This window comes from Pseudorhodoferax soli (assembly GCF_003337555.1).
In the GTDB taxonomy this organism is placed as follows: domain Bacteria; phylum Pseudomonadota; class Gammaproteobacteria; order Burkholderiales; family Burkholderiaceae_C; genus Pseudorhodoferax; species Pseudorhodoferax soli.
Window position 1 is genome coordinate 46,200 of sequence record NZ_QPJK01000005.1, and the last position, 14,761, is coordinate 60,960.

Below are 14,761 nucleotides of genomic sequence, written 5' to 3' on the forward strand. Positions count from 1 at the left end.
TTCACGCTACTGCTTCGGGGTTGAACTGGGCGGCGAACTTCTGGGCGTTCTCGATGGAACTGCCCGCGGCGACGCAGCGGGTCCCGGCCTTGATGTGCTCGGGCATGCTGCTTTGCGCCAGGATCACCTCGCGGTCGTCCACGCTGCGCAGGTCGGCATAGGCCAGGTCTGCGCCGCGGAAGTCAGCGCGAGCAGTGCGCACGGACGACCAGCGAGACCGCGGGGCCACCAGGTCACGCGCAGAGACACCGCGGAAGTTCACGGCAGTGAACACGGCCTCGGTCGCATCCGCGCCGTTCCATAGAGACCCGGACAGGTCGCAGGTCGTGAACGCGGCGCCGTGCGCCTTTACGCGCCCGAACAGGCTGTAGCTCAATGCGCAGTTGTCGAAGCTGGCGCCGGCCATCTTGGAGCCGGACCAGTTCACGCCAACGGCGGAACAGTTGACCAGCTTCAGGCCCTCGTAGTGGCCCTCGCTCAGGTCCATGCCATCCAGGCTCAGGAAGTGCAGCGCCTCGCCGGTTCGCGCAGCGTGCTCGATGGCCGCACGGCGGGCCACAGGTTCAGATGGGTTCCCGGAGATGCGAACACTCCAGGGTGTGCCGCCTGGGTAGCGGCTGAGAAAGGTGATGATCATTGGTGGTGTGGTGCAAGGTGCCATGCGAAGCGCATGGCGGCTACAGCGCCATTGCGGCGGTGTCGGGATACGCGGCGACTCTTGGCGGTCGACGGCGCGGCTGACAGAAAACGGGCAGGCAAAAAGAAGCCCCCTGAGCCTTGCGACACAGGGGGTTCATGGAGTTGCCTTGCCCATCGCCCACCAGCGATGGACGGTTGGGGTACGTGGCGGGCCTTGCGGCCTGCTGACCATCTCTGAAAGGGGTACGGCGAAGCCGGATCAGGGATGGTCTTGGGTGTCCTGAAGATGCTTAGGACTACTCTGAGAGTTGTTCTTCAAGACCGTAAACACTGAGATACGAAGGGATCAACCCAAGGTTCTCAAGCTCATCAGGCTCTTTGTGTTTGACCCTTCGATGTCTTCAAGAAGACTCAAGGTTTCGCCTTCGGCGAGACCCCCCAGAGCGCAAGTCGTGCTCGCGCACGACACGGTGGAGGTCGAACGGGTTTCAGTGCGGCCTCGGGGGCCAGTAGCTGGGGAGGTGGGGTCAGGCCTCGTCCAGCGAACTTCTGCGCGTTCGCCCATGTCGGCCATGGGAGCCTCTTCGTTTCGCCGGGTGGCGCCGTGAAGACACGGGGGTGACAGGGTGAAGTGATGGCCCCTGTCAGGCCTGGGAGTGGTCGGGACCTAGGGTCCTTCTACCACCTAGCCTTTTATTCGTTTGTTTCGCGAAGCCAGGGTGCACAACGGTCGGGCCGTGCATAGGGTCTCTCTTACCACCTGCGGATTTATTCGTTTGTTTCGCTGGACCCGATGCGCCCCAGGGATCACGATGTATCCCCCGGGGACGCTGGGTCACTATGGGCTTGCCCCGATGGCCTCAGGGCCGCGCGAAGGCGACCGGGTGCTTTTGGTGCTGAACGGCACCCGTCACCGGATCCGCGTTCGCTTGCCACACCTTGATCTCCGCTTTGCGGGCTTCGCCCTGCTGGTGCAGTTGCTCGGCCGCCGCACGTTCGTCGCCAACCAGTCGATAGCCGTAGGCAAATCGGTAGGTGTTGGCGCCTTCACGGGTCGAAGCGCCGCGGATCACGTGGACCCCAGGCGGCAAGATGCCAGCCAAGAAGCTGTCGGCTTCGGCAGGGGACTTCGGGATCACTTGGTCCTTCCCGTTCAGGTGGACGGTTTGGCCGCCGAAAACTGCAAGCGGGACTTGTCCAGTCTTCATGATCGGCATTAGGCCTGGCTTCATGTCCGGCAGCGCCAAGTAGACTCGGGAGGCCGCTGCGCCGCTTTGCCGGGTCTGGCGACCCTCGGCCACCTTGGAGCGATCTGGGTTGAGCCCGTCGATGAACTCATCCGCGAAGCTGTCGTCTGCCGGGTCGAGACCCAGAAGGCCGCTAAAGGTCTTCACGATGGCCGGGAGGTCTTTGCGCACGAATGTCGCGTGCGGGTCCTCCTCCTGTCCAAAGGCGTTGACGATCTTGGTTCCGGCATAGACCTTCCGACCACCATAGGTGGCAATGGGGTCCTTGAGCTGCCGGCCTTTGCCCGCATAAGGGTCCGGGATGTACCGCAGCACTCCACCCTGAGCCGAGATCGGTACAGCCTCGGCCGCAACGGACTTCGCTGCCCAGTCCGCCGCTTGCGACAGGTCAGGCTTCCCGCCGGCTGGTAGATTGGCCTGCTGCTCGTAGGCGTGGCGTGCCGTGAGTCGGTACAGCTTGTCTTGTAAGGTGGGGTGCAAGTTGACACGAGGATTGAAGATGACCCCGTCGTGGCCGCTGGCCTTGGTCAGTGCCTTTGCGGCTCGTCGATCGATCTCGTCCTTCGCGGCAAACTCCTTCAGTTCAGGATCGCGCAGAGCATCGGCCCAGTCGATACGAGTCGGGAGCGTAGCCTTGTGTCCGCGCTGCTCCGCGCCGGCATCGGCCGCCACAAGTTGCACGGCGGTTTCCAGGCCGCCCGCGTCCCTAGCGCGGGTCAGGATGACATCGAACCGCGCACGTGCCTTGTCGTCACGCAGCAGCGACCGCAAGAACTGCTCGCCGCCTGGGGTGTCCTTGAGGGCGGATGCGCCTGTGACAGCGATCATCATGCGTTGCGGGTCGCCGCTCATCAGCGCATCCGAGAACTGGGCCGCGGTGTTGTCGTCGACGGCGAAGCCGAAGGCGTCCGGTCGAGATCCCAAGAGCCGACCGAACTGCCCCGCGCTCTGTCGACTTGCCAGGAAGTCATAGCCGCCGCCGGCCTGCTGGGCCGCGGCAAGGTCGGGATAGCGTTCTGCGAACCCGGGCAATTGCATGATGGTGTTGACGGCAGGAATGAACGACTTCTGGATGGTCGAGTTGAACTCAGGTTCCTTCGCGGTGCCGTTGGACAGCACGCGGCGCAGCGAGCCACCGTTTTGACCCAAGAAGGCTTGGACGATGGAGTTCGCTTCCGCCTGGGTCTGCAGGGCCGAACGGGCGCCCGCGTGACCGCTTGCGCGGTCATCAAGGCCAGCGGTCAGCCATGGGAATTGACCGCGGCCGACACCATGCCGGTTATCGACATCTGCCGCGCGACGTATGAAGCCCAGGTATTCCTGAACTGGCATCAGGGTCCCGGCGTTCCTGTAGTTCGCCTGGGCAGCTGCATAGTCGGTGTTGACTTGCTCAACCTCGCTGCCTGCGGCCACAGACTTGATTTGATTCGTGCGTTGCCATGCGGCCTCGGTGATCTCGCGATAGACATCGGGATTGCGCTGGGCGAAGCCGGACTCGCGCATAGCGGCCAGGGTGGAATTGGCGTGACCGGGGTTGTAGATGGCGGTCTTCAGGACACCAGCAAAGAACTGGTCGGCCTTCGCGACATCGCCTTTCATCAGACCAAGAGCCTCGCCGTAAAAGCCGTCCACTTGGCCCGTGGTCACGCCGCCTTGCTCCATCATTTTCCGCGTCAGCGACTTGCTGATGGTCTCTGCAATGTTGCTTTCGGCGGTCTGCGCGATCAGTTCACGCTTCTGCGCCAACAGCTGGTCAGCTTGGCGCTTGACGCCCCATGCAACCCGCCCGTCAATGGCCGGGTCGCCCGTGCCGCCCGCGACTTGCTTGCGGACGAAGTCGGTAGCGAAGGCATCTAGGTCCTGGTCTGGCGTGTTAGGCAGGTCACGAATGGCGGTCCCGAGGTCCGTGGAGATACGCGAGGCGGTCTCGTCGGCCACTGCGACGTCATAGGCGCCTTTGTATGCCTGGAAGCCATTCAGCGCCTCATTGCGCGGTGCGCCCGATCCAGCTTCGGCCAGGCCCTGGGCCTTGCGCGTTTCGTTCTGGCGCTCGATCTCGACCAGTTCTTCGCGGTGCTGGATCTCGCCAATGGATTCGATGGTCTTGGCCGTAGTGCCGAAGAAAGAGCCGAGGGCAGAGCCGATGGCGCTCAGTTGTGCCCCTTGGCCTTGCACGGTGGCTTGGGTGGCTTGGTGCTGCTGGGTGCGCACGGAGGGCGCGGGGTTCACGCTGAAGCCGCGCGGGCCGGCGGATGGTTGTTGTGTGGTCATGCTGTTGCTTGGATGGATGGGCAGGCGAGTCCGTCAAAGCAGCGACGGGACAGCAATGGGGCGCAAGGTGCGCCGGGCCGCGTGCTGCGGCGGTAGGGTTGTCACCCCCTGCGGGTTTGTTCTTCGGGGGTGCTCGGCGACAAGCTGCGGGCCGCCTTCTTTACCGCGTAGGCCGCCCGCTTCTGCGACAAGATGGCATCGCGGTTCGCTGCATAGTGCTTGGCGTTGCTGGCGGCTTGGGCGGCCCGGTTCGCCGCCGCAGCCTCACGCCGCCGTGCCAGGATGGCATCCCGGTTTGCTGCGCGGTACCTGGCCTGTTGCGCACGAACGGCGGACTTGTTGTCCGCGTAGTACGTCGTCGCAACGGCGGCCGAAGCGGACGCGGGGGGCTTTGGAGATGAGGAGGTGCGCCGGGTGGCTCGGCGTGCGCTAGGAGCCTCGGGCGCTGCTGGGAGGCTCGGCGGCGGTCGCAGCGCTTTCGGCTGCGTCAGGCCCAGCCGGGAACGCAAGGCCGTCAAGCTGGTTTGCAATGCGTCGGGTTCGCTGGGTGCAGTGGGAATGGTCATGTGGTGGCCTGTAGGGTTGTCACCCCCTAGCGGTTTTATCGGCAGGTAGGGTGTTCACCCCCTGCGGATTTGTTGCTGGCGGAGGCTCGGCGACCAAGGTGCCCACCGTGGCCGCCGGCTTCAGGGCAGCGATCTGTGCGTCCTTGGCCTCCAGGGCTTCGGCTTGAGCCCTCCAGCTCCTGCCAGCGGTCGATGATCTTGGCCCGCGTGGTCACGGAGTAGCCTGAGACCAGGATGAGGGTCCCAGCGCTTTAGGTTGGCACATAGCGACCAAGCGAGGTTCTACGACTTGTGGTATCTGTTACAACAGGTGCCTGTTTACTCGCCGGTAGTCCTTACCTCATATTGCAATGACTTACCTACTATCGCTTCCCAATGCGGGAGAGCCCAATAATATTCAACTGAACGCAGGAGAATCGATCTTTCTACTGGGCGCGAATGGTGCAGGAAAATCAAGCCTAATGCATCATTTTTATCTTCAGCACCATGGCAATGCCGAGCGAATAACAGCTCATCGGCAAATGTGGTTTCAGAATGCCGCTGTTGGAATTTCTCCGGCCGAGAGGGTAAATATCGACACTAGCCTTCGACAGTCCGACATAAACATAAATTCCCGGTATCGAGACGATTATGCGCCTTATAGGTCAAATATCGGCGTATCGGACCTCATGGCCGAGGAGAATCGTAGGGCGCGCGCGATTACCGAGCTCCTGACACGCGGCGACTTAGATGCTATTTCGAAAGAAACTGCCAAAAGTTCGCCAGTTGCGCGTATAAACAACCTTTTTAGCGTAGCAAATCTCCCGATTTCAGTCGCGATCGATGGACGCGACAACCTCGTTGCACGACGCGCCACTACCGGTGCCGAATATAGCATTCAGCAATTGTCTGATGGTGAGAGAAATGCGCTTATCATTGCCGCGATGGTGCTTTCCGCAAAACCGGGTCGTCTTATCTTGATCGATGAGCCAGAGCGGCACCTGCATCGATCAATTATTGCGCCTTTTCTTTCGATGTTATTGGCGGAAAGGAATGACTGCGCATTTGTAGTATCAACTCACGACTTGCACCTACCGCTTGACACGTCCGCAACAAAAACCTTGTTGGTACGCGGCTGCTCATACTCTGGAGAACACCCCGTCCGGTGGGAAGCCGACCTTTTTCTACCCGGAGAGGCGCTGGACCGCCAGATCCAAGAGGATATCCTTGGGGCAAGAAAGAAAATCCTATTTATCGAAGGCGATGAAGTCGGAAGTATGGATCTTGCTCTTTATTCCGTACTATTTCCTGGCTTCTCGGTTGTCGCAAAGCGGCGCTGCAAAGACGTAATTCAAGCAACCAAAGGAATAACGCAGTCGGAAGAGCTTCACTGGATAAACGCGCATGGCTTGATAGACGGGGATTCAAGGTCGGCCGATGAGATCCAGAGCCTGAACCAGGATAAGGTGCACACCCTACCGCTCTATTCCGTTGAATCTGTGTATTATCACTCAACGATCATTTTTGCAATAGCGGAGAAGATGTCGCAGATTTTACCAGGGGACGCACAGCTTATGGGCCGTAAAGCCATTTCTGCGGCACTGGACGTCCTGAAGCAAAGTGCAGCCGGTCTGGCCGAACGCTCTGCGGAGCGGGCGCTACGAAATGAGTGGGAACGCAACGCACCCACGATGAACGACGTTCGCGCGGGCGTCCCATTTGAACGGCGCCTCAATGTGGAGCAGGTTGTAGAACAGCACAAACTTCTGCTGAATGAATTTGTCCAAAATCGAGACTGGGACGGCATATGCGGACGGTTCAATATTAAGAAATCCGGCATAAAGAAAACGATAGCAAACGCCCTAGGCTTTACAGATTCAAAGCACTATGAAGCAGCGGCCATTAAAATTCTCAACGCTGACGATGGCATGCTTGCTCGGACACAGGCCTTGGTTGGCGGCGTGCCCGCCTAATCGAGTTAGTCAAAGCAACTAACTTCAACCCGGCGAGTGTAGGAGCTTCGTATTCTATTAGCCCCTGCCATGCCTCCACGACCGAGAGCCCGAGCGCTGAGCACCCCAATGACAAGCCCCACTAGCCGCCTTTCCAATTCAGGGTTCCCGGCGGTCTCGGGCGCCGCGCTCCGCGGGGCGACCCGGGGCACTTCGGGCTGTTAGGGCTGGCCGGGCTAGCTCCTCGACCGCATACGGATCTTTGTTGTACCTAGCGCAGTAGAAGTCCGGCAGGTTATAGAACGCGAAGCGGTCGGCAAGCGCCGCCTTCGGCATGCGAAGCGCAGCGGCCCAGCGTTGCAAGTCGTGCATTGGGAGGGCAGTCACTCCCCGCTCAACCTGCGACACCATGTTTGCTTCGATGCCTAAGCGTTCCGCGATGTCGCCTTGAGTGAATCCGAGGTCTTGCCTGCGCCCTTTGAGCGTCGCTCCGAATCGCATTCTGAGCATCAGGGCAGATGGGGGCAGTCGGTCGCGCATTGGTCCTCCATTGCTGTAGAGAACCACACAGTCTGATGCGCAAACTGTGGGGGATTTAGTCCGTTTGTCGCGTTTCATCCTCAATTGGGAGAACGCTGCCTGTTGTCCTACGGGATCGGCGCGACGTTCGTAGGGGGAACGCAACGCATAGGCACATCACGCGGTAACGGCTTTTGACTCGACAGCAGATGCAAGCACGTTCAAGAACTCGAATACCGATTGGTCCCAGTCGGCACTGATGCGCTTGACGTACAAAGCTTGGTTGTCCGCGGTCATGATGAGGACGCGGGAATCTTGGAGGTCGAGAGTAACCGTTGCGTCCAGTTGTCCCACTTCCAGAGAGATCCAGGGCGCCTCTGCGGCCTCGTTGAACTCGTGCTCAACCACTGCGATGGTTTCGCTCGCCTCCAGGCGTGCCAGCAACGAATGCAGGGACAGGGGAGCGGTGATGGCGTTCATGGTGCTTTCCTTTGCGTTGGGTGTCGACAACTGAATTATGCAATTGCGAAAGTCTGATGCGCAGCAATGCCCGAGCATTGTGCAGGGACTTATGCATAGGCAAAACGCTTCACTTCCCGGCAGAATTCGTACATGGAACAGGAGAAACCAAAGCGCACCGGGCGGCCCAGGGTCATCCAGGGGGAGAGCGCAACCATGATGATCCGCCTGAGCCGAGATCAGCGCGACAAGGTCGACCGCCTGGGCGGCGCCGCGTGGCTCCGGGCGAGGATCGATGAGGCCCCGGAGCCTGGGGAGGACTCAAGGGCGCGGGGACCTTGGCTTGAGAGGACGAAGGAAGCAGCGGATTAAGAGACCGCAGCTATGCGCTGCCCATTCCTTGGGCACCGCAGCGCAGCCGCGCCAGGCAACGCTTACGGCAGTTCTGCATGGGGTTAGGCACAGGGTTGTCCACGGGGCGCAGGGACAACATGAGGCCATCCGGCCTAGGCGCGTTCACCTTTGTCTCTGGGTTCGCGCCTTTGATTTGAACTGGCGCAGTGCTTCTATCAAAGCCCGAGCTTCATTGACCGCCGCGGCCCCGTGCTCTTGATGCCAGCCCATAGACCAGGCAGCATGCAAAAGGCCTGGGGATTCGGGGTAGGGGTTCGCCGGAGATGGCGTACCGCCGTGGAACGCCGCCCGACCTTCCAAAACAGCTTCGTCAACGCAGGTGGCCATGTAGAACACGGGCAAGCCCCGTGCCCATCCTGGCACCTAGACGAATGGGTGGAAAAGCTGCGTCTAACCCGAACAGGCAGATAGCATTGCGCGTAGTTTTTGCCGGGCGTCCGCTCGCAGCGATGTGGCGTGTTCCTGTTCAGCGGGCGTAGCGGGGATGCCGGTCAGACCTCCCCGAAACACGCGCCGTTCCGCGCGCTCAGCGACAAGATGGGCAGCCTTCCAGGCCAAGCTAGCTTGACAACAGGTCATCCGGATTACCTCAATGATGTGCCTTCTACTGCTTGGCAGGCGCGGCACGAGGGGGTCTGCACAAGAGCCCAAGCTTGAGGCTGGTCACATGCGCAGAAGGTAGGTCGACGCCGCGACCGCCGTGAACTTAGGTGCTCGACCGGCCAAGGGACAACCCTTGCGACGATTTAGCGCCAGTCGTTACGCCGTCGTCTACATTGACCGCATGCACCACTTCCCATCCGCGCTGATCCACCTGGAAGCCATCCGAGTGGCCGCAGCGGTTGCGGACGACCTGGAAGTCCGGGTGGCGGCGTTGGAACTGGTCATGCGGCTTGAGATGGACTACCACCAGCAGCGGCTGAGTAGGGCGTCCATGTTGCTGGCCCTGGACGCATTCCGGGGACTCCCAGGGACCGAAGACAGCATCAAGGCGCTGGAGGCTATGGCGGCCCGCAGCGTCTCCGGCTGGCATGGGCTATAGCTCTAGGAGGCGGTGAATCCTGTAGCCGGCGTGTGGGTCGCAGTGAACACCAAGCGCCCTCGGTCCCCTTGGTTCCGCACAGTGAATTTGGTCAATCGGAACTGCTGGCCGTGGAACTCGGCATCAAGGGGCCCCAGCATCATTAGTTGGGCGACGATACGCAAGGCTTCAGGACTTCCCAGAATCAGCACGTCCAAGCACTCGGCTTCCGAGCGTTGGGCAGTACATGAGGTCACGCCCGACACATTGAAGATGCGAAGCGCATGGAACGCCATTGCATGCTCCCAGTTGGGCGCCGCGTTGTTCTAGACGGGCGCTGTCTCAGCTTCCATTGCTTGGCCTGGCGGGTTCGCACGGTGCCACGCTGTCGCGTTGCTCCGTTGACATAACATCGGTGTATGTCTATGCGGCCTATGCAATTCTTGAAATCCATCGCGAATGCTGCATTTCCGCTGCACGTCGATGATCAAGACGCAGTGCGCGATATTCAAGCGCTTCGCGCGGCGGGCTTTATTGAAGCCTCGGTGTCCGCGCCGAGCGCCGAGGACGGAAATCGTTCATCGGTTGTTCACAGAATTGCGCCAGAGGGCCGCGCGGCATTGGCGCGAGAACGCATGAGGCCACCACGGTTTCCGCTCTAAGTACGCCCGATCTCCGAGTGCTGGGACGCATGCTGCATCGATCTGAACGCCCTCACGGCTTTTGTCAGCACCCGGGACTCCCGCAAGGCGGTAGACCCATGCTCCTGGTGCCAGCCCATAGACCAGGCAGCATGCAGTAGGCCGGGAGAGAAAGCATACGGATTCGCGGCCGACTGAAAGCCAGCGTGAAAAGCTTCGCGCCCCTCAATCACAGCTTGGTCAACACTTTCGGCCATCTCGGCCCCGGGCAAGCTGCGTGCCGAGTTGGACCTTAATGAGCCAGTGGGAAGCGGGCCGCGTCGGCGCTACAGGCGGCAACCATTGCGCGTAATTTCTCCTGGGCCTCTAGTCGCAAGGTCTTGGCGACCTCCCGCTCTATAGGCGTCGCCTGAGCACCGGCCAGGACACCGCGAAAAATACGCCGCTCTGCTAGATCGGCGGCAAGATGCGCGGCCTTCCACGCTCGGCTGCATTCAAGGTAGCTCATCCGTGCCTCCAAGGTCGGCGCCCGCTAGCTTTGATGGCGAGCACGGAAGAGTCTGCAAAGGTGCGCCCACTGATTTGCAGTCCGCCCACTAGGCTGCGTGTAGGCCGATGCGCCAAGCGCCATGTCTGTGTTTACTGGCCCCTGTCTGCGTACCACACGTCGATAGCACGTCCTGCCTGGGCCATCGCGGCATCAATGGCGTCCCTCCGCTCCCCGTGAACTCTCTGCATCCTGAACGTCATGTTGTGGTCGCACAGCGCCGTGTGAGCGATCCCGGCGCACTCCCAGCCGTCCGGCGTGGTCTCAAGCCATAACAAGACCACGAAGTCCCGATAGGTGGAGCCGAACGAGGGCGGCGGTTCGCCTGTGAGCTCCAGGGGGCCTTGGGTGATTGCCAGGGACTTCATGGGGTGCTGGGATGCTTAGGAGGCGCTGCGAGTCGGGTAGACGCGCGGGAGGTCCAGGAAGGGGAACAGCGGTAGTCGCAGCGCCTCCAGAACCGTGACCGGGCGCACATGGGTGTAAACCTTGCGACCGGTGCTTCCCGTTGCTGCGTGGCCTGTCAGAGCATCTGCAGTCGCCTCGCCAACGTGGTGTGCAGCCAGGGCGGTGCGGATGGTGTGACGGAACTTGTGGAAGCCCTCCAATGGCCCAGGCGGCAGCCCCAGGTCTTTGCGATACCCACGCACCCATTCGCCCATCACGTCGCCCGGGCTAGTCTTGCCGCCGCGGTGTAGCGAGGGGAACAACTTGATGTCACCAGCGGCCTGGCGGTCGCGCACGAAATCCATGAGTCCCAGGCGCAGGACCTCGGGAGCGATAGGGACCTTGCGGATGCCCGCTTCGGGGTTCTTGATAGTCGAGCCTTCCGCGTCTTCGTGGATAGATACCAAGGCAACCCTGTTTTCGGTAAGCACGTCGGCCACCTCAAGCTGTCCCAGTTCGCCAATACGTGAGCCTGTCCAAAGGCCCAGCAACATCACGTAGTACGCGTCCCATGGCTGCACTTTGTAGATGGGGCGGTAGGCACCAGCGGTGTACAGAGTAGAGCCGAACAACGCCGTCAACTGCTCGGCCGTGAACTCCGCGCGTCCTTTGCTGTCCGTTACGTCGAACTCCAGGCCGGCCCATGGATTGCGTTCAAGTTGGCCATATTCGGTTGCAACGTTCAGCAGGGACTGCAACGCCAGCCAGTAGTTCTGACCGGTCTTCTGCTTGAAGCCTCGGGCTGGGTCGCGCAGCCAGTCACGCAAACGAGCACCATCGGGCCGCGTCAGCTTGCCCAGGGGCTTGTCGTGGCCTGCCTCTTTCAGTAGAAGCAAGGCCCTTTCCGTGCGCTTCAGTGCATCGGGCTTTGGGCGGCGCTTGGCCTCCCAGTTCACGAGCGCGTCCCGCAGATGCAGCGGGGTGGCCTTGAGGGCGCTGGTGTCGCTGGGCGGCTCAGGAAGCGCCGGGGTGTCGACCACCACGCCGGAGTCTCGTTTGATCGACACTTCACAGGCCCGCGCATGGGCCCGCAGGCAAGCTTCCAAAGTCGCGGCACCTTCGGCGCTGTCCCAGTCCACCGTGAGACCCAGAGATCGCGCGGCCTGCGATGCCAGCGGGATCATTGCCTGAAGATCGCCGGACGCAATTGCGTGCTGAACGTACTCCAAACGCGTACGGTTGAAGGCTGCACGCTGGGCCACCACCGACGCGGGCAAGGGAGCCAGCCGGGAGACCTCGGGGTAGTCCGGGCGGCTGTCGATGGGGCCAGAGTGAACGCCGGAGACCATCCGCACCGTGGTGTGTCTGTCGGCCCTTCGGCCTTCGTCCCATGCCAGTTGCCCCGCATAGACAGCATCCGCGATGATGGTCTGCAGGGCCGCAGTCGGGCGCACTGCCGGCACCGCAAGGGCGCGTCGCTTTTCGAGGAATTCGCCTTCAACCTCGGCCCGTCGCGCCATGCCCCGGACGCGTGCTTCGGCCCGGTCGCTGGTCTGCAGCGAGACACAGCTATGTGTGGTGGCGAGGGCACCAGATGCGGTACGCGGGTAAAGGTGCCGTAGATCCTTGGGTATCACCAGGCGGCACCAGAACATGGAACCACGCGGGAACACGCCGGCTGGAAGTCGCATCTTGTCACCCTTCAAATCAGGTTGATCAAGTGCCACTAGTGATACACCCCGCTGATACAGCCTTGTGGCTGGAAGCCCGCATGCAGCCTCGTTTCCCTCTGAAAACGACTATTTTAGGCTGGCCTGCCCGGAGGGGATCGAACCCCCGACCCACAGCTTAGAAGGCTGTTGCTCTATCCAACTGAGCTACGGGCAGTGCTGAACATGCGCCATTCCTTGCTGCAGTTGGGTTCTGAGCTGGCGGAGCGCTCCGCACATGGCGTTGGTGCGAAGGCCGCGATGATAGCGAAGTCGCTGGCGCGTGGCCGCGCATTGACACCCTGCGCGCCGCGCCGCTAGACTCGCCCCCGCTCCGGGGTGCACGTATGGCGTGCTGAGATGGCGAACTTGATCGCCGGAACCGCGAACTTGATCTGGGTCATACCAGCGTAAGAAGAGCTGCAGTGCTTGGGTGCCTGCGCACGTCCTCACGGTGTTCCGTGGCGTGCGTGCGTGCATCCCGGCCGATGCGGAGCAATCCATCCATCCCAAGGAGATTGCCCGCATGAACGCCCCCGACCGCCACGCCGTTCCCCTTGCCGAGCGCCTTGCGCTCACGCGCGAACCGTTTCCCGGTTCGCGCAAGGTCTACCTCGAAGGTTCGCGCCCCGATCTCCAGGTGCCGCTGCGCGAAGTGCTGCTGAGCAACGGCGAGCGCATCCACCTGTACGACACCTCGGGCCCCTACACCGACCCAACTGCGGCCATCGACGTGCGCAGCGGCCTGCCGGCCCTGCGCGCGCCCTGGCTGGACAGCCGCGGCGACACCGAGACCTACGAAGGCCGCATCCGCCAGGCCCTGGACGACGGCGGCAAGGACGATGCGCGGCTGGCCCAGCTGCGCGCGGAGGCCGCGGCGCTCCAACGTGCGCCGCGCCGCGCCAAAGCTGGAACCAACGTCACGCAGATGCACTACGCGCGCCGCGGCATCGTCACGCCCGAGATGGAGTACGTGGCACTGCGCGAGAACGGCCGGCGCGAATGGATGGCCGAGTACCAGCGCGATGCCGCCCGCGAACGCCGGCTGGCCGGCAACCCGATGGGCGCCGCGCTGCCCAAGGGCCCGATCACGCCGGAGTTCGTGCGCGACGAGGTGGCGCGCGGCCGCGCCATCATCCCGGCCAACATCAACCACCCCGAGGTCGAGCCCATGGCCATCGGGCGCAACTTCCTGGTCAAGATCAACGCCAACATCGGCAACTCGGCCGTGACCTCCAGCATCGAGGAGGAGGTCGACAAGCTGGTCTGGGCGATCCGCTGGGGCGCCGACAACGTGATGGACCTCAGCACCGGCCGCAACATCCACACCACGCGCGACTGGATCGTGCGCAACAGCCCGGTGCCCATCGGCACGGTGCCGATCTACCAGGCGCTGGAGAAGGTCGGCGGCGTGGCCGAAGACCTCACGTGGGAGATCTTCCGCGACACGCTGATCGAGCAGGCCGAGCAGGGCGTGGACTACTTCACCATCCATGCCGGCCTGCGCCTGCCGTTCATCCACCTCACGGCGGACCGCATGACGGGCATCGTCTCGCGCGGCGGATCGATCATGGCCAAGTGGTGCATCGCCCACCACCGCGAGAGTTTCCTGTACACGCACTTCGAAGACATCTGCGACATCATGAAGGCCTACGACGTGAGCTTCTCGCTCGGCGATGGCCTGCGCCCCGGCTGCGCGGCCGACGCCAACGACGAGGCCCAGTTCGCCGAGCTGCGCACGCTGGGCGAGCTCACGCAACTGGCCTGGAAGCACGACGTGCAGACCATGATCGAAGGCCCCGGCCACGTGCCCATGCACCTGGTGCAGGCCAACATGGACGAGCAGCTCAAGCACTGCCACGAGGCGCCGTTCTACACGCTGGGCCCGCTGACCATCGACATCGCGCCGGGCTACGACCACATCGCCAGCGCCATCGGCGCCGCCATGATCGGCTGGATGGGCACGGCCATGCTGTGCTACGTGACGCCGAAGGAACACCTCGGCCTGCCGGACCGCGAGGACGTCAAGCAGGGGATCATTGCCTACAAGATCGCTGCGCACGCGGCCGATGTGGCCAAAGGCCATCCAGGTGCGCGTGCGCGCGACGACGCACTCAGCAAGGCGCGCTTCGAATTCCGCTGGACCGACCAGTTCAACCTGGGCCTGGACCCGGACACCGCGCGCGAATTCCACGACGAGACGTTGCCCAAGGATGCCAGCAAGGTCGCGCATTTCTGCTCCATGTGCGGGCCCAAGTTCTGCTCGATGAAGATCACGCAGGAGGTGCGCGAGTTCGCGGCTGCCAAGGGCGTGGCCGAGCGCGAGGCGCTGGCCCAGGGCATGGCCGACAAGTCGGCCGAGTTCAAGGCCGGCGGCGGCGAGATCTACATCCCCATCGGCAAGGCCTGA

General features: G+C 62.3%; 11 protein-coding genes, 1 tRNA gene and 1 riboswitch. Of the genes, 4 read left to right on the forward strand and 8 right to left on the reverse strand.

Annotation, left to right across the window (positions count from 1 at the left end; genetic code table 11):
• Position 1 precedes the first annotated feature (1 nt).
• From DES41_RS18120 to DES41_RS37820, 3 genes are all read right to left on the reverse strand, one after another.
• On the reverse strand, positions 2-559 hold the full coding sequence (locus DES41_RS18120; protein WP_170168211.1) for a pentapeptide repeat-containing protein: 558 nt from the start codon (positions 557-559) through the stop codon (positions 2-4).
• A gap of 940 nt (positions 560-1,499) precedes the next feature.
• Entirely contained in the window at positions 1,500-4,157 is a 2,658-nt protein-coding gene (locus DES41_RS18125) for a hypothetical protein (RefSeq protein WP_114469080.1), read from the reverse strand.
• Between the two features lie 101 nt (positions 4,158-4,258).
• The gene (locus tag DES41_RS37820) at positions 4,259-4,723 is read right to left on the reverse strand and encodes a hypothetical protein (RefSeq protein WP_147282883.1); all 465 of its coding nucleotides are present in this window, start codon (positions 4,721-4,723) and stop codon (positions 4,259-4,261) included.
• A 350-nt stretch (positions 4,724-5,073) separates the two neighbouring features.
• Between DES41_RS37820 and DES41_RS18135 the strand changes: the two genes are divergently transcribed.
• Positions 5,074-6,675: an AAA family ATPase gene (locus tag DES41_RS18135; protein ID WP_114469081.1), complete on the forward strand. Its 1,602-nt coding sequence runs from the start codon at positions 5,074-5,076 to the stop codon at positions 6,673-6,675.
• Between the two features lie 138 nt (positions 6,676-6,813).
• Here the strand turns inward: DES41_RS18135 and DES41_RS39830 are convergent, their stop codons facing one another.
• Both DES41_RS39830 and DES41_RS18145 read right to left on the reverse strand, forming a co-directional pair.
• The gene (locus DES41_RS39830; protein WP_114469082.1) at positions 6,814-7,272 is read right to left on the reverse strand and encodes a helix-turn-helix domain-containing protein; all 459 of its coding nucleotides are present in this window, start codon (positions 7,270-7,272) and stop codon (positions 6,814-6,816) included.
• A 78-nt stretch (positions 7,273-7,350) separates the two neighbouring features.
• On the reverse strand, positions 7,351-7,653 hold the full coding sequence (locus DES41_RS18145) for a hypothetical protein (RefSeq protein ID WP_114469083.1): 303 nt from the start codon (positions 7,651-7,653) through the stop codon (positions 7,351-7,353).
• A gap of 1,177 nt (positions 7,654-8,830) precedes the next feature.
• Between DES41_RS18145 and DES41_RS18155 the strand changes: the two genes are divergently transcribed.
• Together DES41_RS18155 and DES41_RS37825 are read left to right on the forward strand one after the other, a co-directional pair.
• Positions 8,831-9,088: a hypothetical protein gene (locus tag DES41_RS18155; RefSeq protein ID WP_114469085.1), complete on the forward strand. Its 258-nt coding sequence runs from the start codon at positions 8,831-8,833 to the stop codon at positions 9,086-9,088.
• Positions 9,089-9,510: 422 nt separating this feature from the next.
• Positions 9,511-9,729 carry a hypothetical protein gene (locus DES41_RS37825; protein ID WP_170168213.1) on the forward strand — a complete coding sequence of 73 codons (219 nt, stop codon included), beginning with the start codon at positions 9,511-9,513 and terminating at the stop codon, positions 9,727-9,729.
• A gap of 271 nt (positions 9,730-10,000) precedes the next feature.
• Here the strand turns inward: DES41_RS37825 and DES41_RS37830 are convergent, their stop codons facing one another.
• The 3 genes from DES41_RS37830 to DES41_RS18175 form a co-directional block, all read right to left on the reverse strand.
• Positions 10,001-10,216: a hypothetical protein gene (locus DES41_RS37830; protein WP_147282885.1), complete on the reverse strand. Its 216-nt coding sequence runs from the start codon at positions 10,214-10,216 to the stop codon at positions 10,001-10,003.
• 422 nt (positions 10,217-10,638) lie between these two features.
• Positions 10,639-12,333: a site-specific integrase gene (locus DES41_RS18170; protein ID WP_114469088.1), complete on the reverse strand. Its 1,695-nt coding sequence runs from the start codon at positions 12,331-12,333 to the stop codon at positions 10,639-10,641.
• 119 nt (positions 12,334-12,452) lie between these two features.
• Positions 12,453-12,529 (reverse strand) — tRNA-Arg (locus DES41_RS18175).
• 147 nt (positions 12,530-12,676) lie between these two features.
• Positions 12,677-12,785: riboswitch (TPP riboswitch) on the forward strand.
• Between the two features lie 92 nt (positions 12,786-12,877).
• Between DES41_RS18175 and thiC the strand changes: the two genes are divergently transcribed.
• Positions 12,878-14,761, forward strand: coding sequence for a phosphomethylpyrimidine synthase ThiC (thiC, locus tag DES41_RS18180; protein WP_114469089.1), 1,884 nt, complete (start codon positions 12,878-12,880; stop codon positions 14,759-14,761).